We start from the raw sequence: 26,457 nt of genomic DNA on the forward strand, positions 1-26,457 counted from the left end.
TGGCCGCCACGCCCTCGCGGCCACGCTGGGCCGCCCGTACCCGCGCCGCGCGCTGGCCGCCCAGCTCCAGCGGCTGGCTCAATAACACGGTGGTCTCGCGGCCGGCGCGCTGCGTGTCGACGCGCTCCAGCGACATGGTCGGATTCGGCGGCAGGCCGGCCTGGCGCACCACGCCATCCTCGGCCGCCAGCGCCTGGCGTGCCGCCGACAGGCCGGGATGGCCCTCCTCCGCCAGCACCAGCGCCGCGGACAGCGTCAAAGGTGCGGACGGCTCAACTCCGGCCTGCGCGCACGCAGGCCACGCCGCTACGCATAGCGGCAAGACAAATTTCAACATCGAATGCTCCGGTGAAAGGGATATTCGACGAGACGTGAACAGGGAAAAGCATCAGGCCTCGTCGCGCTCAGGCGACGAGAGACCAATTGGGCCGGGGCGGCCCGTCGGCGATGAAGGAGAGATAATGCAGCGCGCCCGGCGGCGCGTAGGCGGCGGCCGGCGCCACCGTCAGCGGCGCCTCGGCGCCCGGCAGCGAGACCTGCACCGCGTGATGGCAGACCTCGCAGTCGCCATGCTTGGCCAGCTTGCTCTTGACGGCGCCATCGCCATCATCCTCGGCCTGCGCCTCGTGCGCATGGCCGTGATGGCCGAAGTGGCTCGCCTTGCTGGCCTCGTGCTGGCAATAGACGGCCGCCATCGACCAGGAATACTGGATCGGCAAAATCGTCAGCAGCAGGATCAGCAATAGCTTTTTCACCGCGTGATTCTAGCACGGCGTGGCCGGCCATCGCGCCCGCCGCGCGGCAGGCGAAAAGCTAAGAATCGATAATATTTTGCGCTGGAAGCGCTGCCATGGCCATGACGTAACAGGCATGTCATATGACGTCATTACTCTGTGGCGTTTTTCCAACCAACCATGGACCCGCTATGCACCACCTGACCGCCCGCCCCCTGATCCTGGCCCTGAGCATCGCCGCCGCCCTGAGCGCCTGTGGCGGCTCCAGCAGCGACCAACCGCTGGTCATCCCGGCCGCGCCGGCCGACCAAGGCGCGGCCGACGTGGCACCCGTGCCAAGCGCCACCGCCTTTGTCGACACCATCGCCACCAACCAGCGCGGCGACGCCCGTTACGCCACCCTGGCCACCAACGCCGGCGTGCGCGTGCTGGGCGGCTTTTTGGCCATCTGGAAACCGCTGACCGAAATCGTCGACGCCGGCCAGACCGCGGCGGCGGTGGACGGCTTCCCGGCCGTGGTGGCCTCGACCTGGAGCGGGGTGCCGGGCGACGGCACGCCGGACGGCACCGTGCTCAACGCCGCCGTACACCAGGCCAACATCGATTACGTGATCAACGCCACCCGCAACCGCACCGCCGCCCAGGCCGTGCAAGCCTACCTGGACGACCGCCGCGGCAAGGGCTACAGCGTCAGCGACGGCATGGGTCCGCTGACCGCCGCCTGGCGCGCGGCCGCCCAGCAGACCACCAGCATCACCGAGGTGGCGGCCGACGCCACCACCAAGCTGTACAACGACAGCGGCAACAACACCGGCGTCGGCGGCGCCGCCAACGCCAGCTTCGGCAGCGTGGTCGACCTGGTGAATTTGGTCGGCAACAACGCCTCGACCGAACCGGCCAAGCGCTTCTACAAATACGCCCGCCCGTACCGCTGGAGCAGCAGCGTGATCGTGCTGCCGGCGCTGGTGCCGGCCAAGAGCGGCACCCCGGCCACCGACGGCGGCTTCACCAGCGGCCACTCGGCCGAAGCCGAGCGCGACGCCGTGGCCATGGCCTACGCGGTGCCGGAGCGCTATCAGGAAATGCTGAGTCGCGGGCTGGAACTGGGCGAATCGCGCATCCTGGCCGGCATGCACTCGCCGCTGGACGTGATCAGCGGCCGCATCCTCGGCCTGGCCAGCGCGGCCGCCAACCTGGCCGACCCGGCCAACGCCGCCAGGAAAGCGGCGGCCGTGGCCCAGGCCCACAGCACCCTGCTGGCCGCCACCGGCACCACCGACGCCACCTTTGCCGCCTACGCGCAATCGGGCACCACGGCCAACGACCGCTTCGCCGACTACGCCACCAACAAGGCCAACTTCCTGCGCCGCAGCACCTATGGCTTCGCGCCGATCGCCGCCACCACGGCGCTGGCCAGCGTGCCGAAAGGCGCCGAGGTGCTGCTGGAAACCCGCCTGCCCTACCTGGACGCGGCGCAGCGCCGGGTGGTGCTGAAGACCACCGCGCTGGCCTCGGGCTACCCGGTGATGGACGACCCTGAAGGCTGGGGCCGCCTGAACCTGTTCGCGGCGGCCGACGGCTACGGCGCCTTCAGCGGCAACGTCGCCATCACCATGGACGCGGCCAAGGGCGGCTTCCACGCGGCCGACCGCTGGCGCAACGACATCGGCGGCGCGGGCAAGCTGGTCAAGCAAGGCACGGGCACGCTGAAGCTGGCCGGCGCCAACAGCTGGACCGGCGGCACCGAGCTGGCGGCCGGCACCCTGCAAGGCGACTCGGTGGCGGCGTTTGGCCTGGGCGACGTCTACAACAGCGGCGGCACGCTGGTGGCCAACGCGCCGACGGCGCTGCGCCTGGCCGGCAAGTACACCCAGCTGAGCGGCGGCACCACGCTGGAACTGGACCTGGGCGGCGCCGCGGCGGGCAGCGCCGGCACCCTGACCGTGGCCGGCACCGCCACCATCGCCGGCGGCACGCTGCGCATCAAGTTCGCCAACGGCTACAAGCCGAAGGCGGGCGAGGTGCTGACCGTGATCATGGCCGGCAACCTGCAGGGCAAGTTCAACACCATCACGGTGGACGGCTACAGCAACGTGACGCCCAACTATGGCGCCACCACCCTGACGCTGACGCTGGGCTAAGCCTTGCCGCGGGCGCGGCCGCAGCATGTATGATGACGACATCGTCCATCCGCCGACCGCGCCATGAACCAAGCTGAACTCGACCTCTTCAACGACAAGCTCGACGCCCACGCCAGGGAGGTCGAGCGTTTTCACGGCGAGGTCGCCAACGTCACGCGGCAGATCGCCAACTGCGACAAGCTGGTGCGGCTGGCCAACGCCGGCCTGAGCCAGATCGACGGCAAGATCGCCGAAGCAGTGCGGCTCAACGCCGAGGCCCGGCAGATCGCCGACACGGCCGGCGCCCAGGCCAGCGCGGCCGCCACCGCCGCCACCCAGGCGGCGGTCGGCGAGATGGTGCGGGAGCTGGGCGCGGCCACCGAGGCGGCGCGCAAGACCGGCCTCGCGCTCAACCTGCTGCAATTCAGGACCGGCGCCTGGATCGCCATCTACACCGGGCTGGTGCTGCTGTGCTGCCTGGCCACCGGCTGCCTCACCAGCTGGGCGCTGCGCGGCAACGCCGTGACGCCCGAGCAGGCCCGCTACATCGCGCTGGGCAAGGCGCACGAGGCCCTGCTGGCCAACGCCAGCGACAAGGAACTCAAGCAGCTGAACGCCATCCGCAACCGCGCCCCGGCCGCCGCGAAACCAGCTCAGGACAAATAAACGTGCTCGTTGCGGCGGCGCGCCTGGTGCACGAACACCTTGGGCGGCTGGCCGTAGGCGCGCAGGAAGGCGCGGCGCAGGCGCTCCTCGTCGCCGAAGCCGGTCAGGGCGGCGATGCGGGCCACCGAGGAATGGCCCTGATCGATCAGCGCCTGCGCCGCCTCCACCCTTAACTTCTCGATCGCCTTGGCCGGCGCCATGCCGGTCTGGGCCTGGAACATGCGGCTGAAATGGCGCGGGCTCCAGTGCACCCGCGCGGCCAGCTCCTCCACGCTCAACTCCTGGTGCAGATGGTCGCGCGCGTACAACAGGGCGTGCTTGACGCGGTCCGAGCTGGGCTCGATCTCGGCCAGGGCGGAGAACTGCGACTGGCCGCCGCTGCGGCGGTGATACACCACCATGGCGCGCGCCACCTGTCTGGCAAGGTCGACGCCCAGGTCGCCCTCGACCATGGCCAGCGCCATGTCGATGCAGGCGGTGACCCCGGCCGACGACCACACCGCGCCATCCTTGACGAAAATCTTGTCCTCGTCGACCTGCAAGGCCGGATACAACTGCTGCAAGCGGCGGCCGAAAATCCAGTGGGTGGTGGCGCGCTTGCCGTCCATCAGGCCGGCGGCGGCCAGGATGAAGGCGCCGGTGCAGATGCTGGCCATGCGGCGCGTGTGGGGCGCGGCCGCTTGCAGGGCCGCCTCCAGCGCCGGCTGGCGGGCCGGCTCCTGCAGGGCGCCGCCGACCAGCAGCGTGTCGTAGCGGGCGGCCGCCAGCGGCTGGCTATCCAGCGCCACGCCGGCCGAGCTGCGCACCGGGCCGCCGTCCACCGACACCGTGGCCAGCGCATAGGAGGGCCGCGGCGTCAGCGTGTTGGCGAATTCAAAGACGGTCAGCGCCGCCATGTCGAGCGCCTGGAAGCCGGGGTAAATGACGAGAGCGATGCGTTTCATGCGCCCATTGTACGCCATGTCCGAAAATGCGTGTTATTGGTCCCAACGGACATGCCGGCGGGCGGCAGAATGTCACGCATCCACTCTTTGAAAGGAACCATCATGAAAACCAGCGGCAACACCATCTTCATCACCGGCGGCGCCTCGGGCATCGGCCGCGGCATCGCCGAAGCCTTCCACCAACAGGGCAACCAGGTCATCATCAGCGGCCGCCGCAAGGCCCTGCTGGACCAAGTGACAGCGGCCAACCCGGGCATGGTCGGCATCGAACTGGACATCCAGGACGCGGCGCAGATCGAGGCCGTGGCGGCGCGCCTGCGGCGCGAATTCCCGGCGCTGAACGTGCTGTTCAACAACGCCGGCATCATGCCGTTCGACGACGCGGCCGGCGCCATCGACGACGCCAGCGCGCTGGCCACGGTGGCCACCAACTTCCTCGGTCCGGTGCGCCTGACCTCGGCCCTGCTGCCGCACCTCAAGCAACAACAAGACGCGGTAGTGATCCACAACTCGTCGGTGCTGGCCTTCATCCCGCTGGCGAACACGGCGGTGTACTCGGCCACCAAGGCGGCGCTGCACTCGTACGCGCTGTCGCAACGCTTCATGCTGGCCGACAGCGGCGTGCGGGTGATCGAGATCGCGCCGCCGTGGGTGGATACCGACCTGATCTACAAAAGCGGCGACGCGCGCGCCATGCCGCTGCCGGACTTCATCCGCGAGACCATGCAGCAGCTGGCGGCCGGCAAGGATGAAGTGATCGTCGAAGCGATCGCCGCCTTGCGCGACAATCCCGGCTCGGGCGAGCACGCGCTGGTGAACGCCTTCAACCAGTCCATCAAAGACAACCCGATCCCGATGGGCCACTAAACATCCGGGGTCCAAACATCCGGGGTCAGCTCTGTCATTCGGACAAATGGGGAACTAAAAATTTTAAGTTAGTTCCGCAAATGTCCAAATGACAGAGCTGACCCTGAATACACAGGGAGGTGGGGACGATCAGCGGCGGCTGATGGTCACCGGAATGCTGGCCGTGCCGCTGGCGCCGGTGCTGTCGGTGGCGCTCAGTTTCAGGGTGTAGCTGCCGGCCACCGGCGATGGCCACGACACCGCCACGTTCATGCCGCTGGCGGAGAACGTCATGCCAAGCGGCGCGCCCGAGATGTTGACCGAGACCGTGCCACTGTTGCTGACCTTGATGCCGATGGTGCCGGTCAGCGGACTGCCGGCCACGCCGCTCAACGCGCTGGCGGTGATCACCGGCGGCGTCGACGAGGTGGTGCCGCCAGTGCTGCCGGTGCCGGTGCCGGTGCCGCTGCTGGCGGCGGCGATCACCACGCTGTACACGCCGCTGCCGCTCAGGCCGTTGACGCTGTCCCTGGCGGTGACGGTGACGCTGTAGCTGCCGGCCACCGGCGCCGCCCAGCTGACCACGCCCGCGCCGCTGATGCTCATGCCGGACGGCGCGCCGCTCAGCGCATAGGTCACGGCATTGCTGGCGCTGACCGCGGCCGTGAAGCTGAGCGCGGTGCCGGCCTTGCCGCTGATGGTGGCGCCGCTCACCACCGGCGCCGTCTGCACGGTCAGGCCGGACAGGGTGGACAGCAGCGCGGCGCCGTTCGGCGTGCCGAGACCGGTGGCCTGGTCGTAGCCGACCTCGCCGCCGCAGGCGGCGCAGGTGCCGTGGCTGCCTTTGGTGATGTCGGCGAACACGCTGGCATAGGTGCCAGCCACGGTGGCGATGTTGGTGTACAGGGCGCTGTGCGGCTGGGCCAGCGCGGCCTTGCCGTTTTGCGCGCGCAGGGCGTTGGCGACGGCGATCAGGCCGGCCCACTGCGGCGTCGCCAGGCTGGTGCCGCCGACGCTGGTCCATTTGACGGTGCTGCTGCCGGAGGCGATCACCGCCACGTACTGGCCGCTGTTGGGGTCGGCGTTGAAGGCGACGTCGGCAACGGTGCGGCGCACGGCCGTGCCCATGCCCGGCACCGCCGTGCTTTGATAGGTGGGCGTCGCCACGTAGCTGCTGACGCCGCCGCCGGTGCCGGACCACACCACTTCCGAGCGCGCGCCGGTGCCGCTGTAGGTCAGGGTGGTGCCGCCCACCGCCAGCACTTTCGGCGAGACCGACGGCCAGGCCACGCCGGCGCCGGAGTCGCCGGTGGCGGCCAGGTAGGTCATGTTGGCGACCGAGAACACGCTGTCGGCGGCGCTGGTGCCGCTGCTTTCGCTGCCGCCAAAGCTCATCGAGACGATGCCCGCGCCCAGCTTGTTGGCCAGGCGCACGCCGCCCAGCAGATTGTCGTAACTGGCGCTGGCGGCCTCGATCACCACGATGCGCGCCAGCGGCGCGGTGGCGTGCGCCCATTGCACGTCCAGCGCGATCTCGGTGGCCCAGCCGGAGTCGTAGCCGGGCGCGGTGGCGGTCATGCCGCCGCTGCTGGTGCTGTAGACGATGGACAGTTCGCAGGCACTGGACGAGGCGCTCGCCAGCGGCAGGCTGGCGCTGGTGGCGATGGCCTTGGTGGTGCAGGTCGGCAGGCCGAACTTGCTGTTGAAGGCGGCCAGCTCGGCGGCGATGTTGGGGTTGTGCATGGCGTCGACGATGTAAATCGTCTGGCCGGCGCCCAGCTGGGCGGCTTGCGCGGCGCTCAGGCCGGTGAAGCTGGCGGGCAGCGCCGGCAAGCCGTAGGCGGCGCGGATCTGGGCCGGGGTGTAGGTCACCACCGTGGTGCTGGTTGCCAGCGGCGTGGCCGACGAGCCATCGCTGCTGGTGACGCTGCGGCCGGCTTGCACGGCGCGCAGGGCGTCCACCGTCAGCAGGCGCGAGTTCAGGCGGCGGAACTGGCTCGGCACGGTTTGCGTGTGCACGGCGGCCGGCGCTTGTTCACCGGGCGCGGCATCGGCCGGGGTGTCCAGCAGCACCGGCGCCATGTGGAACGCTGGCTGGGCAAACTGCTGCGCATCGGCGGCCGGCAGGGCGCCGTCGTCCAGCGTCAGGATGGTGGCGGCCGTGGCCAGCGGCGCGGCGCTTTGCGCCGGGGCCGTGTCGGAGGTGCTGTCGCTGCCGCCGCAGGCGCTCAGCAGCGCCGCGATGCAGGTCAGTGACAGCATGCGTGGGAAGTATTGCATGGCAATCTCTCGGAAATTTTGCGTGGTCCAGGAGATACTAGCAAATTCCCGTGTGGAAATATATTGCGTGATCGACAATATCGCGGCAAAACCACGTAAAATCGTGTAAAAGCCCCCCGCCGCGCCGCGCGGGCCGTCCCGGCTTAAGCGGCCCGCAAGACGGCTTCATGGCCGCACATGCGCGCCGAGTTCAGGGAGGGTAGCGATCAGTTCGTCTCGCAGCATGCGCGAAAAGTAATCGGCGCCATGCGTTCCCAGATGCGTGCGATCGAATGCGCTTTGGGTCGCGGTGTGCCGTGGCGGTGGCGGCGCATCGGGCGCCGCCAGCGTTCCCGGCAATGTCGCCGGCGCCACATAGTCCGCGGGTCTTGGGGCGACCGCCAGGGTATCCGCCGCGTCCTGCCCCATCGCCTGCACGGCGGCGTAGCTGTCGCGATTCAGGTCCAGCGCCGGCACATCCTGTCGCGACGCCACCGTCAAGGCGGCCGCCGCCCAGGGCCGCAGGTTGTTGTCCAGCACGCCGTTAACGAAATTACGGCGTGTCAGTGGCGTGATCAGCACCGGCTTGCCGCCGGCGGCCTTGGCCTCCTCCGCGTACCGCGCCAGATTGGCGGGGAACTCGGTGGCCAGATCGGTGGAATGGCCAGGTTTGCCCGGCTGGTCGTTGTGGCCGAATTGAATCAACACATACGTGGCGCGGTAGGCGCCGCCCGCGCGTAACAGCCCCAGGACTTCCTCCCACCGCCCTTCCTTGCGAAAGCTGGCCGAACTGCGTCCAGCCCTGGCCAGATTGATGCACGTGTCTTCGACCGCGACGCGGGCGCAGAAGGCGTCGCCATAGCCGCTCCCCCTGGCCATGGTTGAGTCGCCAATGAGGATGAAGCGCAATGGTTGGGCCTCGCCCGCGTGCGCCGCCGGGGCGCCCGGCAGCGACGCCAGCGCCATGGCACAGGCAAAGACATGTTTCATCATTGCTCTCCATAACGCGGGCCGTCATTGACGAAGGTGCCGCCGACATAGCGCATCAGCGGATCGTTGGGCGACGGGTAGGCGCCCGAATCGGGGAACAAATGGGCAAACCGCGCCGACGAGTCTTTCGGCCGGAATCCCAGGTGCGAGGCGTGGCGGTTGTCCCACCATCGCACCGGATTATCCGAGGTGCCAAAGAGCACCGTGAAACCGACGCGCGGCGTAAACAAGGAGCAGCGCAGGGCCTCCTGCAGATCGTCGTAGCTGAGCCAGCTGCCCATCATGCGCCGGTTGGCCGGCTCGGGATAGCTTGAACCGATCCGCAGGCACACCGTCTCGATCCCGGCGCGGTCGTAATAATAGCGGCCGAGCTGCTCGCCAAACACCTTGCTCAGCCCGTACATGCCGTCAGGCCGGGTGGGGGCGTGGGCATCGATGAACTGGTTTTGCTCATAGAAGCCGACGGCGTGGTTGGAACTGGCGAAGACGACGCGGCGCACGCCGTGCAGATGGGCCGCCTCGTAGATGTTGTAGGTGCCTTGGATATTGGCGCGCAAAACGGCCTCGAAGGTGTTTTCGGTCGATATGCCACCGAAATGCAACACCGCGTCGACACCCCGCATCAGCTGGTTCACGGCGGCCTTGTCCGACAGATCGCACCGCACCACTTCCTCGCCCGCCTGGGCTGGCGCCATCGCGGCGACGTCGCTCACGCGGACGATTTCCGCCCACGCGGCGATCCGCGGCCGCAGGACCTTGCCCAGGTTGCCGGCGGCGCCGGTCAGCAACAAACGGTTAAACGGTTTGGCCATCTTGGAACTCTCCTCTGGGTGATGGTTTAAAGTGGCTTGCCATAGTAGTTCGGCGCGCCGTCAAAGCGCACCTCTATCCGGTCCAGCACGAAGCCGGGGTCCAGTGCGAATACCTGCAAGCGGTGCGCCCCCGGCGGCAACTCGTCCAGCCGCACGCTGCGCACGGCGGTATTGGAGAGCACGTTCCGCTTCCATTCATCGCTGCGGCCGCGGGTGGCGAAGTCCAGCAATTGCATCGGGCCGTCATCCAGCCGATAGGCCACCCGGACCTGGTTTTCAGAGGTGAGCGGGTGGACCGGGAGCGCGACGAAGACCAGCTGCGCCTCCCCGCTCGAGGTGCTCGAGAAAGCGTAAGACAGGACCGGCGCGGCGCTGGCCTGCGCCAACGGACGCGACGGCAGATCGAGGTCGGCGCGCATGCTGTTGCCATAGCTGCCCAATCCCGGCGCGGCGCCCCAGCCTTTCGTGGCGGCGCCGGTGGCGGCCGGTAGCGCGACAATACGTTCCTGCTCGCCGGGGAGGCCGGCGACCGGCGCGGGCGCCAGCGTTATCGCGGCTTTCAACATGGCCTCGCCGCACCGCAGCACCAGTCCGTCAACCGCGCCTTTGCCATCGTAGCGCACCGCGACGCGCTGCTCGAAGCCATTGCCGGCATCGAGCGTGCCGCCAGACACCTCCGTGCCTATGCCGGCCGGCGCGGCCGCCACCGACCATGTCTGCGCGCTGGCGCCACGCCGCACCACCGTCAGCGTGCGCAGGCCGGCCACGCCGGCGGTGAAGTTCAGCGAGTCGCCCTGGCTGGACAGCGCGCCGGGATACGCCAGCGTGCAATCGTCGCGCGACGAGCGCCCATACGCCGGAAACAGCGGCGCCTCGAACACCGGCAGCTTGCGCGGCGCCGCGTCCATCATCCCGGCCCACTTGCCCTGGGCCATCGCGTTGTATTCGGCCGTGTCGCGCGAAATCGCCTGCTGCGCCGCCGCGGCCTGGCGGGCATACAGCGAGGCCGCCTGCCGTCCCTCGCGCGCGTATTGCGCGGCGAGATCGAGCTTCAGAATGCGGAGGTTCAGATGGGCGCTCGACTGCACCGGATACAGGACCAGCTGGAAGTAAGCCTCGCGCAGGCTGGCCGGCAGCGACGCGCCGAGCGCGCGCGCGCGCTCGGCCAGCGCCTGGTAGCGCTGCAGGCGGCGTTCCGCCTCCTCGCCGCCACTGCCAAGGTAGTCGCTCTGGCGCACCGGCGTGATCGATTCCACCTGGCTGAACCCCATGAACTCCGGACGGCGCTCCCATGCCAGCTCGTAATAGTCCCGCAGCACGGCGGCGATGTCGCCGGCCGCCGCCGCGCCGAATTGTTGGGCGACCCACCGCCGCAGGTGGTCCTGCGCGGGCGCGTTGAGCAGATCGGCGTCGAACGCGCAGTCCAGGAAGTACTGGGTCAGATACTCCAGGGGCTTGATGTCGCCGACATTGGCGACCCACATTTTGCGGGCGCCGGTGGCGACCGCGCGTTGCAGTTGATCGCGCACCAGCTCCGGATTGGTTGTGCCCAGCCACAGATAGTCGTGCGGGCGCCCCCAGTAAGACAAATGATAGTAGAGCCCCGTGCCGCCGCCGCGGCGCGCCTCCGCGGGCGTGCTCAGCTGGTGCAGATAGCCATAGTTGTCGTCCGGCCACAGCAGCGTGATGTCGTCGGGCACTTGCAGTCCGGCCCGGTAAATATCGAGCACTTCCTTGTAGAGCGTCAGCGCTTGCGGGACGTGGGCCGGGTCCTGGCCGTGGGCGCTGGCCAGCAACTGGCGCTGCACGCCGATGGCGTCGCCTACCGCGTCGCGCGCCTGCCGCAGCGAGGTCGCCCCCTCCATGGCGGAGTCGTGCACGCCACGGATGCCGACCGAATACACATTCTCGTACCCCTTCACTTGCGCCACCCGCTCGCCCCAGTAGTCGACCAGGGCCTTGCGGTTGGTGAAGAAATTAAAGTCGCCGCGCTGCCCGCGCACCCATTCGCGCACGTTGTTGCGCATCATGGGCTCGGCGTGCGAGGTGCCCACCACGATGCCATATTTTTTTGCGACCTCGGCGTTGCCGTCGATCTGATAGAACGGTGTGGTCGAGTCGTGCATCGCCGGCCAGACCAGATTGGCCTTCAGGCGCAGCATCAGCTCGAAGATGCGCGCATACGTGGCCGGGCCGATGTCGCCGCTCGGGTCGTGACGCGCGGCCCACGGCTGCAGGCCCCAGTCCTCGTCGTTCAGGAAGATGCCGCGATACCGCACCGATGGCGCGCGCGCGCGCAGGCGTTCCGTGGCAAGCGCGGCGTCGGGGCGGGCCGGCGGCGCGACGTCGGCCCACCACTCCCACGCGGAGATCCCGAGCTCGCGCGTGACATCGATCACGCCGTAGGCGGTGCCCCTGGCGTCCGCGCCGGCGATCAGCACCATGTGTTTGTCCGGGGCGCCGGGCAGGGGCAGCACCGCGCGCTCGTAACGTTCCCATTGCCCCCTCAGCCAGGATAGGTCGACGCCGGCGCGCCTGGCGACGTCGGCCATCAACACGGAGTCGTGACGGCCCAGCACGAAACACACGCGGGCGCAGTCCTCCAGCCGCCGGACCGGCCGCGCCGGGGCGCCCACCACGGCGCCGAGATCGCGCCGCAGCAGGTCCGCCGCCACCTGCACGGTTTCCTGCTCTTCGGCCAGCACGGTCGGCGCGCCGTCCGCGGTTTTCAGGGGCAGCGCCGCCGCATGGGCGCCGGCGTACAGCGCCAGCAGGGCGCCGGCCGCCGTGGTACGGATAAATGCTTGGACAGGGTTCATGGCAAGGGTGGTGGTGGTCATGCGAAAAATGGCGCCGGCTTCAGCGCGCCAGGCTCGGGCGTTTGGGATCATACGTCCAGCCGGGGACCAGCTGCCGCATCGCCAGCGCGTCGTCGCGCGCGCCCTGCCCGACTTGCTGGTACAAGGCGTGGGCGCGCTCGATCCGCGCCATGTCCGGCGCCACGCCCAGCCCCGGGCGGTCGGGCACCGCCACCGCGCCATCGACGATCTGGAGCGGCTCCCGTGTCAGGCGTTCCGTGCCCTCCTGCCAGATCCAGTGGGTGTCGATGGCGGTGATGGCGCCCGGCGCGGCGGCTGCCGCGTGGGTGAACATGGCCAGCGAGATGTCGAAGTGGTTGTTGGAGTGCGAGCCCCAGGTCATTCCCCAGTCGTGGCACAGCTGCGCCAGCCGGACCGAACCTTGCATGGTCCAGAAGTGGGGATCGGCCAGCGGGATGTCGACCGCGCCCAGCTGGTGCGCGTGGCGCATCTGGCACGTCGCTGGTGTAGGAAATGATCTGGGCCGCGGTGAACGAGATACCGTTGTAGCCGCGGACCTCGTTGTCGATCTGGACGCCGACCAGGGTATGTTTGCCGGCGTTCATCCCGGCATCCCAGCTCGCCACATGATTCATGACCTGGCCCAGCACGTACTTTTCACGCGCCTTCAAATTATTGTCGGCCAGGTCCAGCGTGTAGGGACTCATGTCGGTCCGGATCGTGTAATTGCTGGTGGTCGCCGTCGATGCCGGGGACGGCGAATACAGCACGTAGTCGGGCACCCGCAGGTGGATCGGGTTGCCGGCCGGGTCGCCCAGCCACTGGATATGACCGCCGCTGTTCTGGCCCATCCACAGCACTTCGAGCTTGAGATTGTACTTGCTGGCCAACGCCATGTATTCGTCCAGGATGGTCCAGCTAAAGACGTCCTTCGCCGGCTCCACCTCGTACCAATGGATGGGCACCACGATGGTGTTGAAACCATCGGACGCGGCCTGGGCGACGACCGCGTCGCGCGCCGCCGCGTCGAAGTTCCAATAGTAGCGCAGCTTGTCCAGGCGAATCTGGACGCTGGTCTGGTAGGCGGGCTTGCCGTCCACGACCAGGTAGTATTTTTGCGCGTCGCTGAGCGACGTCGCCACGCCCGACACGGTGGCCGCGCCCGCGTGACCGGCCTGCATCGCCAATACCCCCGCCAGCAGACCGGGCAGGCGGCGGTACAGAGTCCACTTCATGGTTGTCGTTTTCATGGGAACCTTTCGTTGACAGATAGTGAGAAAGAGCCGGCGCAAGCCAGCCCGTTGCGCCGTCCCGGCGGCGGCTCGGCCGGAGGGCGGCGGTCATGCTCCGCGTAAACGGAACGGGGGGGCGGGGCGCCGCGAGGCGGACGCCGCGGCGGCAAGGGGATCAGGGCGGGTCGCCGGTGGCAAGCGGCGGCGTGGTACGGCAGGATTGCTGGCGGATGGGCGCCGTGCAAAAGTAAGCCATGTGGTGTCTCCTGGTCCGCCATGACGGGTGCCATCGCAGCCGATAATATTTGAGCAATCAGTATGCACTAATACATTACAACGCATCTATACGTTTTTTGCCGCCAACTATGCTTTTTGAGAATGGGCTAAAATGAGAACCTCAGCCCCCGCCGCGTACGGACCGGCCGCCGTCCGCCGCTTACTGCTGGCCGCTCACGAGACAGTATGTTACAATCCATGAAGTACTAAAACTTTACGTCCGCACACCACCTTTGCCGCAGCCATCACATCGCAATGAATACACTTGAGCTCGCCGGCCCGTTTGCCATGGATAAGTCGCAAAGCGCCGCGCAGCAAATCTATCACTACCTGCGTTCGGCGATCGTCAGGCTGACATTCAAACCCGGGATGAGCCTGGACCGGGCGCAGCTGGCGAGCTACTTCGGCGTTTCGGTGACGCCCGTGCGCGACGCGCTGCTCAAACTTCGGGACGACGAACTGGTCGACATTTTTCCCCAGCACGGCACGCGGGTGCGCGCGGTGGACCTGGAGTCCGCCCGCAACGTGCATTTCCTGCGCCTCAGCCTGGAGCTGGAAATCGCCCGGATGCTGGCCGGCCGCCGCGACGCGGCGCTGGTGCAGGCGCTGCGGGATCTGGTCGGGCGTCAGCGCGCCTGTCTGGAGTGTGACGACATGGATGCCTTTGCCCAGGCCGATCAGGGCTTTCACGAGCGCATGTACATCGCCGCCGGCGCCGAGCAGCTGTGGCGTCTCATGCGCGGCAAGAGCGGCAATATGGACCGCCTCAGGCGACTGCATTTGCTGGTCAACGGTAAAGCCGAATCCGTGCTGGACGATCACGCGGCGATCGTCGCGGCGATCGCGGCCGGATCGCCCGATCTGGCGGAAACGGCGGTGCGCGAGCATTTGGGCGACTCGCTGTCTCAATTGATGAGCTTGCGCGAGCGCTATCCCGACTACCTGGTCGGCCATGCCGAGGCGGGCGCGGCGTGAATCCCTTGTTCCAACCCGGCGGTTTCCGGCTGGACCGCACGCGCAGCGCGTCGGCGCAGGTCTTTGACGATTTGCGCGACCGTATCATCTCGCTCGAACTCAAGCCCGGCACGCAATTGCAGCGCGATGAACTCGCGGCCTACTACCATCTGTCGTCGACGCCGATCCGCGATGCGCTGCTGCGCCTCGGTGAAGCAGGGCTGGTCGATATCGTGCCGCAGCAGAACACGGCCGTGCGCGCGATCGATGTCGAGTCCGCCCGGCAGGCACATCTGCTGAGACTGTCGCTGGAGCTGGAAATCGTCCACCTGCTGGCGCAGACGCCCAGCCGCCTTCCCCTGACGTCGCTGGAAAACCTCCTGTCCCAACAGGCGCTGGCGTTGGCGCACCGTGACTTCGCGACGTTCATGCAGGTGGACCAGATGTTCCATCGCCAGCTCTACATCGCCGCCCAGGTGGAAACGCTATGGCATTGGATGCGCCAGCAAAGCGGCCATCTGGATCGGCTGCGGCGGCTTCACGCGCCGATCAAGGACAAGGCGGCCAACATCCTGTCGGACCACACGAGCATCCTCGCCGCGATCGCGGCGGGTGACGCCAGAGGAGCGCAGCGCAACGTGCGCCAGCATCTGTCCGGAACCCTGGCGCAGCTGGACACGATTCGGGCGGAATATCCAGATTATTTGCTCGCCCAGTGAAGCGCGTTTATCGGCGGCACTGGTGAGGCACGCGAATGCTGGCGGCTTGGCGGCGCTGGCCATGCCGGGCTGATACATGTCAACGCGACCAAGTCGATCGACCCGGTCCACCAGCGCAACAACGTGGCGCCGGTGTGAAGTCGGCCAGGCAATGCAGGCGCCGCGCCTGAGCCGCCGGAAAAGGGTATAGTCGGGCGTTATCATCCTTTGCAAGAGAGGTCAGCCATGCAAACGCCTGCGTTGAAAATCGCCGCCGCGGTCGCCCTGGCGATCGCGACGGCCGGCGCCGCCGCCACGGCGAACGTCAGCTATCTGAATACCGACGCCATGACCGACGTGCCGCGTCACCACAAAGATCTGGAGTCGATGGAATACGCCTTCACCCAGCATCTGAATCAACTATCCGAGCGGCTGCCCGCGGGACAGGTGCTGAAGGTCGAGTTCCTCGATATCGACCTGGCCGGCGACGTGTTCCCGCGCGTCCCGGTGCGCGACATCCGCGTGACCAAGGGCCAGGCCGACTGGCCGCGCATCCATCTGCGCTACAGCATCGAGCAGGATGGCCAGGTGATCCGCAGCGGCGAGCAGAAGCTGGCCGATCCGAACTACCAGCTTGGCGTCAATATGTACCAGCAAGACCTGTACGGCTACGAGAAGCAAATGCTCGACAACTGGTTCCGCAAGGAAGTCTTGCCGCCGAAATAGCGCCCTCCTGTATTTTCGAAAATCTCGACAATAAAGCGGAAATTTTTCCGCTTTTTGTTTTTGGTTTGGACGTTCATACTTCACTCCATCGATGCAGCAACAACACAAACAGCATCAAACACCAAATCGAAATTATTGAATATCAAGGAGAATGAACATGCCAACCGCCATCGCCAAACCAGGTCAAACCCTGCTGAGCCCTGCCAACCACGCCCTGATCCTGATCGACCACCAGTCGCAGATGTCGTTTGCCACCAAATCGATCGATCCGGTCCAGCTGCGCAACAACGTGGCGCTGGTGTCGAAAGCGGCCAAGGAATTCAAGGTGCCGACCATCCTGACCACCGTCGCGGAAAAATCGTTCTCCGGTCCGATCTTCAGCGAGATCAAGGAAGTGTTCCCGGATGAAGTGGCGATCGACCGCACCACCATGAACACCTGGGAAGACCCACGCATCGCCGAGCGCGTGAACGCGATCGGGAAAGACAAGATCGTGCTGGCCGGTCTGTGGACCTCGGTCTGCATCGTCGGCCCGGCGCTGTCGGCCCTGGACCAGGGCTTTGAAGTGTACGTCATCACCGACGCCAGCGGCGACGTCTCCGACGAAGCCCACGAACGCGCCGTGCAGCGCATGGTGCAAGCCGGCGCCCGTCCGATGACCTCGCTGCAATACCTGCTGGAACTGCAACGCGACTGGGCGCGCGGCGAGACCTACGACGAAACCGTGGCCACCTCCATCGCCCACGGCGGCGGCTACGGCCTGGGTCTGATCTACGCCAAGACCATGTTCAACGCCTCCGAAGCGCACTAAGTTAAACCGTCAGCCAAGCCATGCCACCGTTGCCGCAACGGCAGCATGGCCACCACAGCCGGCGGCGAATGCCACGGACATCGGGGCGCATGCCCACAGTCCGGCGTCGGCATTTTTATCTAATCAACACACATTTTGCAAACAAGAATCGAGTCTCTATCCAGATCACTCGGCCAACAAAAATGCTGAAGCCATGGAATTCTGTTCGCGCTCGGATAATCTTAGTGCCGTGGCCACTTTGCGCCACTGTCTAACAACATTCACACAATGCTTCATGATCGCGAAAGCATCGTCGTCACTCACACGAAAGTAGTGTGCAACCGAGAGCACGAGGTCGACGTCGAGCGCATTGTCACTTTCGCTAATGTTCAGTTTAAGGCCCGACGACTCCGGTACGGGATTCATGTCATATGCAGCGGATAGGCGCCAGCCTTGACCCGGCTCCAAGATGAATCCATGATTGCGTAAGTGATCATCTGTATTTGAAACCAATACATTGAAAAGAATCCTGGTCCAAAGCTCCTGCAGATCGACCGCCCTTGGGCAGTACGGTCAAAACGCTGAATCAGAAAGGTGTGATTCGAACTTGCGAACTGCCTGGCAAGGCTTGCCGGAACATTCAGTCCGCACTGCCGTGCCAAAGTCTGTACCACTAACTCCCAAGCACCAACATTGCTCTCATCACGTAAGCTCGGAAATTTTGCAATCCATAGACGTCCCTCCGGATCAATCACACTTGCTTTCGGCCGAGCGCCACCAAGCGATCCTCCTGGAGCAATCAACATTCTCAACCAGTCACTACCTGCTGGCGCAGTATTATCTTGATCGCGTTCTAGCGCTGCAACTGCAGCCTCCAGCTCACGTAGCTGTACAAACGGCGGCGCGGCCACGTGCGATCTGTTATCGAGAAAATCGCCATCATTTCCAATCTGGAATCGAAGACCCCTACCCGAAATTCATCGTGAACACCAAGAAGGTAATCGGATTCGACGAGCCGCCGCTTTGGATCTTCGATACCAGCACGCTGATCACGCTCCAAACGGCGTTTCATCAACAGTCGCCCCCATCTGTCTGGACTCGCGTCAGCAAATAAGCCGAATGTCTGCCCATGAAGGGGATGCTGTCGCCCAGCATAGAAACCCAGCCGCGGATCCAAGGAAACGCTCGCTATTTGCTGATTCGATATTGCGTCCGGATCAAACCCGAACTCAAAGATTTCTTTACCTCCTCCCGCGTGGGCATACAACGTGCCCAATAGACTTGGGTTATGGAGAGGTTCCCAGTCTGCGTATACGGAGATGCTCTTGGTCACGGTCAGCCAGCTTTCTTGCCAACAGGAGGGCCGGAGCTAATCAGGTCCGCCAACGATTCAGCGCTGGAAAAACCGCCGCGTTCTATCCAGTTGCTACCTGAAGCCGAACTTGAGATTCCCGGGAGGGATTTATCGGCGTCTTGCCTTACCCTATTCAGGTTTTCCAACGAAGACGTTTCTATTATCTGTTTAACTCGATTGCCGGGTGATTCGCTCAGCAATCTCTTAAGCTGCTCGCTTGGGAGCGCGGCAGCTAATCTCTTTAACCGTTCGCTCGGCAACAACTCCACGAATTCTTTCAATCTTGCGCTGGGCAACTGCTCATATACTTTGCGCAGTTGGGTAAGAGGCAGGCTGTCCAACTGTTCCCGTAAAGCCTCATTCGGCAGAGATACAATCAAGCTAGCGATCCGACTACCCGCCGCTCTAGCGGCATCATGCCGCCCTTCTTTGTCGCCATCCGGCAGTTCTCTCCTACGTGACTTTTTATGCAAGGGAATGTCTTGTAGCTCACGTCCCACGGCATCAGCCTTGGCAAGCAAGCCAAGATCCTCTTCAAGTCCAAGCACCTGCATTACTGCAAGGTACGCGCCAATTGTCACGCCGGCGCCCCCGCGCTCGACAGCGCGAAGCGTCATGGGCGCCATTCCGGCACGTTCAGCAACCTGCTTTGCAGTTAACTTGCGGCGTAAGCGAGCCAAGCGCAACCTCTCACCGAATTCGCGGAGCAGCGCATCGGACGAAGGGAGCAATGATGAGATAGTTTTGGCCATGATGCTATTATTTTAGCTTAAATTTCATTTTTTGCTCAAAATAATAGCCTTATGCCGCAAGCACAACTTAGCTATTATTCCGCACAAAAAACAATAAAAAAGCCAAAATAATGGCATAACCTAGTGATAGCCTTACAATCGATGCGTCCAAAATTGAAAAAGCCCCGTAACTCCAAAGAGTTACGGGGCCTTGTTGACCACTCGATCTGAGGTATACCTTAAAACGGAATATCGTCGTCCATGTCCGAGAAGTTTGGCGCCGGGCGTGGGGCCGGGCGCGGAGCGGGTGCCGGTGGCGCCATTTGCGGGCGCGGGGCCGGTGCCTGGCGCTGTGGTGGGGCTTCGTAGCCACCGCCGCCGCCGTAGCCGCCGCCGTCATCCATGTCGTTGCCGCCCATGCCTTGACGGCCGCCCAGCATCTGCATGTTTTCCGCAATGATGTCGGTTGCGTATTTCTCGACGCCGTCCTTGTCGGTGTATTTACGGGTTTGCAGGCGGCCTTCGACGTAGACCGACGAACCTTTTTTCAGGTACTGGCCGACGATTTCCGCCAGGCGGCCGAAGAAGGAGATGCGGTGCCACTCGGTCTGCTCTTTCTGCTCGCCGGTGTTGCGGTCTTTCGACTTGTACGACGTCGCCACGGCAATGTTGGCGATCGCGTCACCGCTAGGCATGTAGCGAATTTCCGGATCGCGACCCAGATTGCCGACGATGATGACTTTGTTGACTGATGCCATATTATTAAGACTCCTGAGTAACAACCTCCGCCGTTGTACGGCGGTCTGCGAAATGCGAAACAAGGAATTATAGTCCACGCCAAGTTGAAACGGCGCAAGAAAATACTGGTATTATATACAGTGCCGCGCCGCCACGATTCGATCTGGCGCAAGGTCGGCGCATATATCCAAACCCGGCTATAGTAACGGGTTGACTCTAAAGGCCAAATTCATGGAACAGATCCGCATCCGCGGCGCACGCACGCACAACCTGAAAAACATCAATCTCGACCTGCCACGCAACAAGCTGATTGTGATTACCGGCCTGTCCGGCTCCGGCAAATCGTCGCTGGCGTTTGACACGCTGTATGCCGAAGGCCAGCGCCGCTATGTGGAATCGCTGTCTGCCTACGCCCGCCAGTTCCTGCAACTGATGGAAAAGCCGGACGTGGACCTGATCGAAGGCCTGTCGCCGGCCATTTCGATCGAGCAGAAGGCCACCTCGCACAATCCGCGTTCCACCGTCGGCACCGTGACCGAGATCCACGATTATCTGCGCCTGCTGTACGCCCGCGTCGGCACGCCGTACTGCATCAACCATCCGGACCAGGCGCTGGCCGCGCAGACCGTGTCGCAGATGGTGGACGCGGTGCTGTCGCTGCCCGAAGGCACCAAGCTGATGATCCTGGCGCCGGTGGTGGCCAACCGCAAGGGCGAGCACTCCGACCTGTTCGAGCAAATGCAGGCGCAGGGCTTCATCCGCTTCCGCGTGCAGAGCGGCACGCACGACGCCAAAATCTATGAAGTGGAAGACCTGCCGAAGCTGAAGAAAACCGAGAAGCACACCATCGACGTGGTGATCGACCGCGTCAAGGTCAGCGCCGACATCAAGCAACGCCTGGCCGAGAGCTTCGAGACCGCGCTGCGCCTGGCCGACGGCCGCGCTGTCGCGCTGGAGATGGACACCGGCACGGAGCACGTCTACTCCAACAAGTTCGCCTGCAACACCTGCGGCTATTCGCTGCAAGAGCTGGAGCCGCGCCTGTTCTCCTTCAATAATCCGATGGGTGCCTGCCCGGAGTGCGACGGCCTCGGTCACATCGAGTTCTTCGATCCGAAGCGCATCGTCGCCTTCCCCAACCTGTCGCTGGCGTCCGGCGCGGTGAAGGGGTGGGACCGCCGCAACCAGTTCTACTTCCAGATGCTGTCCAACCTGGCGGCCTTCTACGAATTCGATCTGGACCTGCCGTTTGAAAAGCTGCCGAAGTCCGCGCAGGAAGTGGTGCTGAACGGCTCCGGCAAGCAGCAGATCCCGTTCACCTACATCAATGAGCGCGGCCGCACCGTGGTCAAGGAACACACGTTTGAAGGTGTGGTCAACAACCTCGCGCGCCGCTACCGCGAAACCGATTCGATGGCGGTGAAAGAGGAACTGGCGAAGTTCATCAACGAGAAGAAGTGCCCGTCGTGCGAAGGCGCGCGCCTGCGCGTGGAAGCGCGCTACGTGAAGGTCGGCAGTGGCAAGCAGGAACGCGCCATCTACGAGATCGCCGAAAAGCCGCTGCGCGATACGCTGTCCTTCTTCGAGCAGCTCAAGCTGCGCGGCGCGAAAAAGGAAATCGCCGACCGCGTGGTGAAAGAAATCATCTCGCGCCTGCAGTTCCTCAACAACGTCGGCCTCGATTACCTGTCGCTGGACCGCAGCGCCGATACGCTGTCGGGCGGCGAAGCGCAGCGTATCCGTCTGGCCTCGCAGATCGGCTCCGGCCTGACCGGCGTGATGTACGTGCTGGATGAACCGTCCATCGGCCTGCACCAGCGCGACAACGACCGCCTGATCGAAACGCTCAAGCACCTGCGCGACATCGGCAACAGCGTGCTGGTGGTGGAGCACGACGAAGACGCCATCCGCACCGCCGACTTCATCGTCGACATGGGCCCGGGTGCCGGCGTGCATGGCGGCGATGTGATCGCGGCCGGCGAGTTGAAGGACATCCTGAAGAACAAGAAGTCGCTGACCGCGCAATACCTGAGCGGCACCCGCAAGATCGAAGTGCCGAAGAAGCGCCACGTGGCCGATCCGGACAAGCAGCTGGTGATCAGCGGCGCCACCGGCAACAACCTGAAGAAGGTCAACCTCAAGCTGCCGGTCGGCCTGATGACCTGCGTGACCGGCGTCTCCGGCTCCGGCAAGTCGACCCTGATCAACGACACGCTGTTCCCCGCGCTGTCGCGCCACCTGTATGGTTCGCAGACCGAGCCTGCGCCGCACGACGCCATCGCCGGCCTGGAACACTTCGACAAGGTGATCTCGGTCGACCAGGCGCCGATCGGCCGCACGCCGCGCTCCAATCCGGCCACCTATACCGGCCTGTTCACGCCGATCCGCGACCTGTTCGCCACCGTGCCGACCGCCAAGGAACGCGGCTACAGCGCTGGCCGATTCTCGTTCAACGTCAAGGGCGGCCGCTGCGAGGCTTGCCAGGGCGATGGCGTGATCAAGGTCGAGATGCACTTCCTGCCGGACGTGTACGTGCCGTGCGACGTTTGCCACGGCAAGCGCTATAACCGCGAAACGCTGGAAGTCCACTACAAGGGCAAGAACATCACCGAGATCCTCGACATGACGGTGGAGGACGCGCACGAGTTCTTCAAGCCGGTGCCGGTGATCGCGCGCAAGCTGCATACGCTGCTCGATGTGGGCCTGGGCTACATCAAGCTCGGTCAGAGCGCGACCACGCTGTCGGGCGGCGAGGCGCAGCGCGTCAAGCTGTCGCTGGAGTTGTCCAAGCGCGACACCGGCCGCACGCTGTACATCCTGGACGAGCCGACCACCGGCCTGCACTTCCACGATATCGAACTGCTGCTGAAAGTGATCCACCGCCTGCGCGACCAGGGCAACACGCTGGTCATCATCGAGCACAATCTCGATGTGATCAAAACCGCCGACTGGATCGTCGATCTGGGACCGGAAGGCGGCGCGGGCGGCGGCAAGATCATCGCCACCGGTTCGCCGGAAGAAGTGGCGGCCAATGCCGCCAGCGTGACCGGCAAATACCTGGTGCCGCTGTTGAAATAATCATGAAGCGGGATAGCGAAATACTGCGCGCCCTCACCCGCATCGATCACATGATCGACATCGTCCAGCAGTACGCGCTGGACGAGCAGCGGGTGGCGACGAGCATTCCGTTTCTGTCGCTGCTGCGCTCCTCCCATCCCACGCCGGTCAGCAAGGGCGTGCTCAAACCATCGTGCTGCGTGATCCTGCAAGGCCAGAAGCGCGTGCTGCTGGCCGGCGAGGTGCTCGATTACGGGCCCGGCGAATATCTCGCGGTGTCGGTCGACTTGCCGGCCTCCGGCCACATCGTCAACGCCACGCCGGACAAACCCTATCTGTTGCTGAATATCGAACTCGATCCGCAAGAGCTGGCGGCCGTCGTACTGGAAGCGCAGGTCAGCATCGATACGCAGCAGCCGGTGCGCGGCGCCTTCGTCGGCCGGACCGACGACGCTTTGCAGGAAGCCTTGTACCAGCTGGTGCGCTTGCTGCGCGCGCCGGCGGCGGAAGCGGCCTTCCTGGCGGTGGGATTGAAGCGGGAAATCATTTACCGCATGCTGGCCGCTCCCGATGGCCGCCAGCTTTACCAGAACATCGTGCTGGATCAGCAGGATCGCGGCATCAGCAAAGCCATCGCCTGGCTCAAGGACCATTACGATCAGGCGATCAAGGTGGAAGACCTGGCGCAGGCCACCAATATGAGCGTCTCCAGCCTGCACCACCGCTTCAAGGCGGTGACCACCATGGGGCCGATGCAGTATCAAAAACAGCTGCGGCTACAACAGGCGCGCACCCTGCTGCTGAACGGCGACGTCGACGCCAGCACCGCCGCCTATAGAGTGGGCTACGAAAGCGCCTCGCAATTCAGCCGTGAATACCGCCGCCTGTTCGGCGCTCCGCCGATGCAGGACATCAAAAAACTCCGGGCCTCGCCATGAAAATCGATAAGAAGCGCCTGCTGCCGCTGGGCGCCGTGCTGTTCGCGCTTGCCATCGTGGGGCTGATGGCCGATATCGCGTGGTCGGTCCGGCAGCAGCAACTGGACCTGATCACAAATTTCTACAAGGACCATCTGGCGCGGCCGGAGACGCGGCAGGCGAGCCAGTTGCCATCGGGCTCCTTCTTCTCCAAAGAGCTGGAAGCGCTGGTGGACGCCAATCTGCAACTGTGCGACAGCCTGTCGCGCGGCGACGATATCTGCGGCTATGGCGCCGATGGCGACGTCTTCCTCGACACGCAGGAAGTCTCGCCAACGCTGGATTTCGAGCGCGCCCACTTCAAGGTGGAACGCGCCGGCGACAACATCATTGAGGCCAGCTTCAACATCTATCCCGACATGGGCGCGGCCTATGAGCGCAAGGTGCGCTTCGTGCTGGTGGACGAGGACAACGGCTGGCGCGTGGACGACATGTTGTACGCGCAGGGCCGCTCGATGCGGCAGGAACTCCAGCGCGAGAACGCCGCGGTGCTGGCGCGGGCGAGCGAGTTGGCCGATGCCGCCGGCTGGGTATTCAACTATCTTGGGAACGAGGACATGCTGGACCGCGCGGTGCGCTTCATCGCCTTCCCGGTGCAGGTATGCGACCAGTATGGCGTGTGCACCGCCATGAAGCGCGATGACATGCGCCTGATGCAAGCGCTGGATGCACTGGCCGACAGCGAAGCCGGCGCAGTGGCCTTGCCCAAGCCGGGCGAAGTCCAGGCCAGTGAAGGCAAGGTCGTGGCAGTGCACGCCCTTGACTTCACCTTCCAGAACAAGGCCTGGTGGGTTACGAAGATTGATTTGCGACGGTCTTCTTCTCCGCCGCCACCCAATCCTTGACGTGCGATTCCAGCACATCCATCGGCAGCGCGCCGGCGCCCAGCACGTGGTCGTGGAACTTGCGGATGTCGAAGCCGGCGCCTAGCTCCTTGCGGGCGTAGTCGCGCAGTTCGAGGATCTTCAGCTGGCCGATCTTGTAACCCAGCGCCTGGCCCGGCCAGACGATGTAGCGGTCCGTCTCGCTCTGCACATCCACCTCCTCGATGCCCGAATGGTCGTGGAAGAAGTCCACCACCTGCTGGCGGTTCCACTTCTTGTAATGCAGGCCGGTGTCCACCACCAGGCGGATCGCGCGCAGCATCTCGTCCTGCAAATGGCCGTAGTAGCTGTAAGGGTCCTTGTAGAAGCCCAGCTCCTCGCCCAGACGCTCCGAGTACAGGGCCCAGCCTTCCACATACGCGGTGTAGCCGGCTTGCTGGCGGAAGTCCGGCAGGCCGGTGATCTCCTGCGCGATGGTCAGCTGCATGTGGTGGCCCGGCACGCCTTCGTGCAGCGCCGTGGTTTCGATGCCGATGGTGGAACGGTGTTCAAAGTCGCCGGTGTTGACCATCACGCGGCCCGCGCGCTTGCCGTCCGGGGAGCCCGGCATGTAGGACGCGCCAGCCGCGCCCTTCTCGGCGAATGCCTCCACCGGCTTGATCTCCACCTTATTCTTCGGCAGCACGCCGAACTGGTTGGTCAGCTGCGGGTACATCTGGTCGGTGTACTTCTGATACAGATCGACGATTTCCTGGCGCGACTTCGGATGCAGGGCCGGATTGTCGGCCACCGCCTTGTTGAAGGTTTTCAGATCGCTGTAGCCCAGCTTTTTCGCGGTTTGCAGCATCTGGCCTTCGATGCGCGCCACTTCGGACAGGCCCAGTTGGTGGATCTGCTCGGGCGTCAGGTCGGTGGTGGTGGACGACTTGACCTTGAAGCTGTAGCGCGCGCCGCCATCCGGCAGCGACCACATGCCGACGTCCTTGCGGCCATGCGGCAGGTACCTGGTCTTGGTGTAGACCGCCAGTTTCTTATAGGCCGGCGTGACGTCGTTCTTGATCGCGGCCAGCAGGTCCTTGCTCAGGCGCGCCTTGTCGGCGGCCGAGAACTCTTTCGGCAAGCGCTTCAGCGGTTCCGCATACGGCGAATCGGCCGGCTTCATGGCCGCCACGTCTTCGCACTGCTTGACGATTTTCGGGATCAGGAATTGCGGCGGCATCAGGTGATCGCGCACGCCGTTTTCCATCTGCACGCGGGTCTGGTCGAACAGCTTGGGCAGGGCGCGCAGGCGCTTGATGTAGTCCTCGTAGTCCTTCACCGTTTCAAACGGCAGCAAGGGGACGATTTGCGGCGTGTCGATATGAACGCCGGAATTCTGCGCCAGCGGCATCTCCCAATCCTTGAAGCGCGCGCCTTCCACGCTTTGGCGCAGCTGGCGCACCATCAGTTCGCGGTTCAGTTGTTCTTGCAGCGGGAAGCCGGTGGTGTCCACCGCTTCGAAGCGCTTGAGGAAGTCGGCGCTGGCTTTGGTGTCGGCGTCGATGCCGGCTTGCGAGAAGTCGGTCCATTTATCGTTGTAGCGCTTATCGCCCAGCAGCGAGGCCCATTCCGGGCTGTTGCGCATGGTGTGTTCCCACTGCTCTTTAATCAGCTGGTTCAGGGTCGCACGGCGCGCTTCCAGGTCGGGAGCGGCGGTGTCGGCATGGGCCACGCCCAGGATCAGGGAGAACAACAAGGCGCTGGCGGCGCCGATACGGGTGGTCGTTGTCATGTTGGCCTATCTTGTAAAAATGGTGAGCATGGACTGTAACCGCCGGTGAGGCAAGACGGGAGGGAATTGTGACGAAATGCTAAAACTTCGGCATGGATTGCAGAATCAGGCAACCATGCGGCAGGAATCCCACTGATGC

General features: G+C 64.7%; 21 protein-coding genes and 3 pseudogenes. 12 read left to right on the top strand and 12 right to left on the bottom strand.

The genetic code is table 11. The features are described from left to right. Nucleotides 1-337: pseudogene (locus GM676_RS26035) on the bottom strand (TolC family protein); the annotation flags it as partial. A 67-nt stretch (nucleotides 338-404) separates the two neighbouring features. Then, nucleotides 405-755, bottom strand: a complete 351-nt coding sequence (locus GM676_RS26040) for a DUF2946 family protein (RefSeq protein ID WP_371866380.1) — start codon at nucleotides 753-755, stop codon at nucleotides 405-407. Nucleotides 756-925: 170 nt separating this feature from the next. Between GM676_RS26040 and GM676_RS26045 the strand changes: the two genes are divergently transcribed. Both GM676_RS26045 and GM676_RS26050 read left to right on the top strand, forming a co-directional pair. Continuing rightward, a complete protein-coding gene (locus GM676_RS26045; RefSeq protein WP_155467120.1) occupies nucleotides 926-2,875 on the top strand; it encodes a phosphatase PAP2 family protein in 1,950 nt (649 codons plus the stop codon). 63 nt (nucleotides 2,876-2,938) lie between these two features. After that, nucleotides 2,939-3,520, top strand: coding sequence for a hypothetical protein (locus GM676_RS26050; RefSeq protein WP_155467121.1), 582 nt, complete (start codon nucleotides 2,939-2,941; stop codon nucleotides 3,518-3,520). Here GM676_RS26050 and GM676_RS26055 read toward each other — a convergent pair. Beyond that, entirely contained in the window at nucleotides 3,508-4,464 is a 957-nt protein-coding gene (locus tag GM676_RS26055) for a GlxA family transcriptional regulator (protein ID WP_155467122.1), read from the bottom strand. The two genes, GM676_RS26050 and GM676_RS26055, sit on opposite strands and share 13 nt — an antisense overlap. A gap of 102 nt (nucleotides 4,465-4,566) precedes the next feature. Between GM676_RS26055 and GM676_RS26060 the strand changes: the two genes are divergently transcribed. Then, the gene (locus tag GM676_RS26060; RefSeq protein ID WP_155467123.1) at nucleotides 4,567-5,331 is read left to right on the top strand and encodes an SDR family oxidoreductase; all 765 of its coding nucleotides are present in this window, start codon (nucleotides 4,567-4,569) and stop codon (nucleotides 5,329-5,331) included. A 129-nt stretch (nucleotides 5,332-5,460) separates the two neighbouring features. Here GM676_RS26060 and GM676_RS26065 read toward each other — a convergent pair whose 3' ends face one another. The 5 genes and pseudogenes from GM676_RS26065 to GM676_RS26085 all read right to left on the bottom strand — a co-directional run. Next, complete coding sequence (locus GM676_RS26065; protein WP_155467124.1) at nucleotides 5,461-7,590, bottom strand: S53 family peptidase; 2,130 nt, start codon at nucleotides 7,588-7,590, stop codon at nucleotides 5,461-5,463. 165 nt (nucleotides 7,591-7,755) lie between these two features. Beyond that, the gene (locus tag GM676_RS26070) at nucleotides 7,756-8,562 is read right to left on the bottom strand and encodes a rhamnogalacturonan acetylesterase (RefSeq protein ID WP_155467125.1); all 807 of its coding nucleotides are present in this window, start codon (nucleotides 8,560-8,562) and stop codon (nucleotides 7,756-7,758) included. After that, nucleotides 8,559-9,371: an NAD-dependent epimerase/dehydratase family protein gene (locus tag GM676_RS26075; RefSeq protein WP_155467126.1), complete on the bottom strand. Its 813-nt coding sequence runs from the start codon at nucleotides 9,369-9,371 to the stop codon at nucleotides 8,559-8,561. The genes GM676_RS26070 and GM676_RS26075 overlap by 4 nt, the downstream gene beginning before the upstream one ends. 26 nt (nucleotides 9,372-9,397) lie before the next feature. Next, on the bottom strand, nucleotides 9,398-12,211 hold the full coding sequence (locus GM676_RS26080) for a glycosyl hydrolase 115 family protein (RefSeq protein WP_229262872.1): 2,814 nt from the start codon (nucleotides 12,209-12,211) through the stop codon (nucleotides 9,398-9,400). 19 nt (nucleotides 12,212-12,230) lie between these two features. Next, nucleotides 12,231-12,683, bottom strand: a pseudogene (locus tag GM676_RS26085) (enolase C-terminal domain-like protein); the annotation flags it as partial. A 374-nt stretch (nucleotides 12,684-13,057) separates the two neighbouring features. Between GM676_RS26085 and GM676_RS26090 the strand changes: the two are divergent. The 5 genes from GM676_RS26090 to GM676_RS26110 all read left to right on the top strand — a co-directional run bounded on the left by GM676_RS26090 (nucleotide 13,058) and on the right by GM676_RS26110 (nucleotide 16,887). Further along, on the top strand, nucleotides 13,058-13,231 hold the full coding sequence (locus GM676_RS26090; protein WP_155467127.1) for a hypothetical protein: 174 nt from the start codon (nucleotides 13,058-13,060) through the stop codon (nucleotides 13,229-13,231). Nucleotides 13,232-13,953: 722 nt separating this feature from the next. After that, entirely contained in the window at nucleotides 13,954-14,673 is a 720-nt protein-coding gene (locus GM676_RS26095) for a GntR family transcriptional regulator (RefSeq protein WP_155467128.1), read from the top strand. After that, nucleotides 14,670-15,371, top strand: a complete 702-nt coding sequence (locus GM676_RS26100) for a GntR family transcriptional regulator (RefSeq protein WP_371866381.1) — start codon at nucleotides 14,670-14,672, stop codon at nucleotides 15,369-15,371. The genes GM676_RS26095 and GM676_RS26100 overlap by 4 nt, the downstream gene beginning before the upstream one ends. Nucleotides 15,372-15,596: 225 nt before the next feature. Next, nucleotides 15,597-16,076 (top strand): DUF3016 domain-containing protein, encoded by a 480-nt coding sequence (locus GM676_RS26105; RefSeq protein WP_155467129.1) that lies wholly within the window; start codon nucleotides 15,597-15,599, stop codon nucleotides 16,074-16,076. Between the two features lie 157 nt (nucleotides 16,077-16,233). After that, complete coding sequence (locus GM676_RS26110) at nucleotides 16,234-16,887, top strand: hydrolase (RefSeq protein ID WP_155467130.1); 654 nt, start codon at nucleotides 16,234-16,236, stop codon at nucleotides 16,885-16,887. Between the two features lie 165 nt (nucleotides 16,888-17,052). Here the strand turns inward: GM676_RS26110 and GM676_RS32420 are convergent. Further along, nucleotides 17,053-17,672: pseudogene (locus GM676_RS32420) on the bottom strand (type II toxin-antitoxin system HipA family toxin). Here GM676_RS32420 and GM676_RS32425 point away from each other — a divergent pair. Then, on the top strand, nucleotides 17,624-17,980 hold the full coding sequence (locus GM676_RS32425) for a hypothetical protein (protein WP_229262873.1): 357 nt from the start codon (nucleotides 17,624-17,626) through the stop codon (nucleotides 17,978-17,980). The pseudogene GM676_RS32420 and the gene GM676_RS32425 sit on opposite strands and share 49 nt — an antisense overlap. Nucleotides 17,981-18,201: 221 nt before the next feature. Here GM676_RS32425 and GM676_RS26120 read toward each other — a convergent pair whose 3' ends face one another. Both GM676_RS26120 and ssb read right to left on the bottom strand, forming a co-directional pair. After that, entirely contained in the window at nucleotides 18,202-18,972 is a 771-nt protein-coding gene (locus tag GM676_RS26120) for a helix-turn-helix domain-containing protein (RefSeq protein ID WP_155467131.1), read from the bottom strand. Between the two features lie 218 nt (nucleotides 18,973-19,190). Continuing rightward, nucleotides 19,191-19,709: a single-stranded DNA-binding protein gene (gene ssb / locus GM676_RS26125; RefSeq protein ID WP_155467132.1), complete on the bottom strand. Its 519-nt coding sequence runs from the start codon at nucleotides 19,707-19,709 to the stop codon at nucleotides 19,191-19,193. A gap of 211 nt (nucleotides 19,710-19,920) precedes the next feature. Here ssb and uvrA point away from each other — a divergent pair, with 211 nt between their 5' ends. From uvrA to GM676_RS26140, 3 genes are read left to right on the top strand one after another with little or no spacing between them, the layout of a single operon-like run. Continuing rightward, nucleotides 19,921-22,767, top strand: coding sequence for an excinuclease ABC subunit UvrA (gene uvrA, locus GM676_RS26130; RefSeq protein WP_155467133.1), 2,847 nt, complete (start codon nucleotides 19,921-19,923; stop codon nucleotides 22,765-22,767). 2 nt (nucleotides 22,768-22,769) lie between these two features. Beyond that, nucleotides 22,770-23,684, top strand: coding sequence for an AraC family transcriptional regulator (locus GM676_RS26135; protein ID WP_155467134.1), 915 nt, complete (start codon nucleotides 22,770-22,772; stop codon nucleotides 23,682-23,684). Next, nucleotides 23,681-24,568, top strand: coding sequence for a hypothetical protein (locus GM676_RS26140; protein WP_155467135.1), 888 nt, complete (start codon nucleotides 23,681-23,683; stop codon nucleotides 24,566-24,568). Before GM676_RS26135 ends, GM676_RS26140 begins: the two co-directional genes overlap by 4 nt. On the opposite strand, the gene GM676_RS26145 is transcribed toward GM676_RS26140, so the two are convergent. Continuing rightward, nucleotides 24,516-26,318 carry a DUF885 domain-containing protein gene (locus GM676_RS26145; protein WP_155467136.1) on the bottom strand — a complete coding sequence of 601 codons (1,803 nt, stop codon included), beginning with the start codon at nucleotides 26,316-26,318 and terminating at the stop codon, nucleotides 24,516-24,518. The genes GM676_RS26140 and GM676_RS26145 overlap by 53 nt on opposite strands. Between the last annotated feature and the right edge of the window lie 139 nt (nucleotides 26,319-26,457).

The sequence above is a fragment of the Duganella radicis genome, from assembly GCF_009720825.1.
Taxonomy (GTDB): Bacteria; Pseudomonadota; Gammaproteobacteria; order Burkholderiales; family Burkholderiaceae_D; genus Rugamonas; species Rugamonas radicis.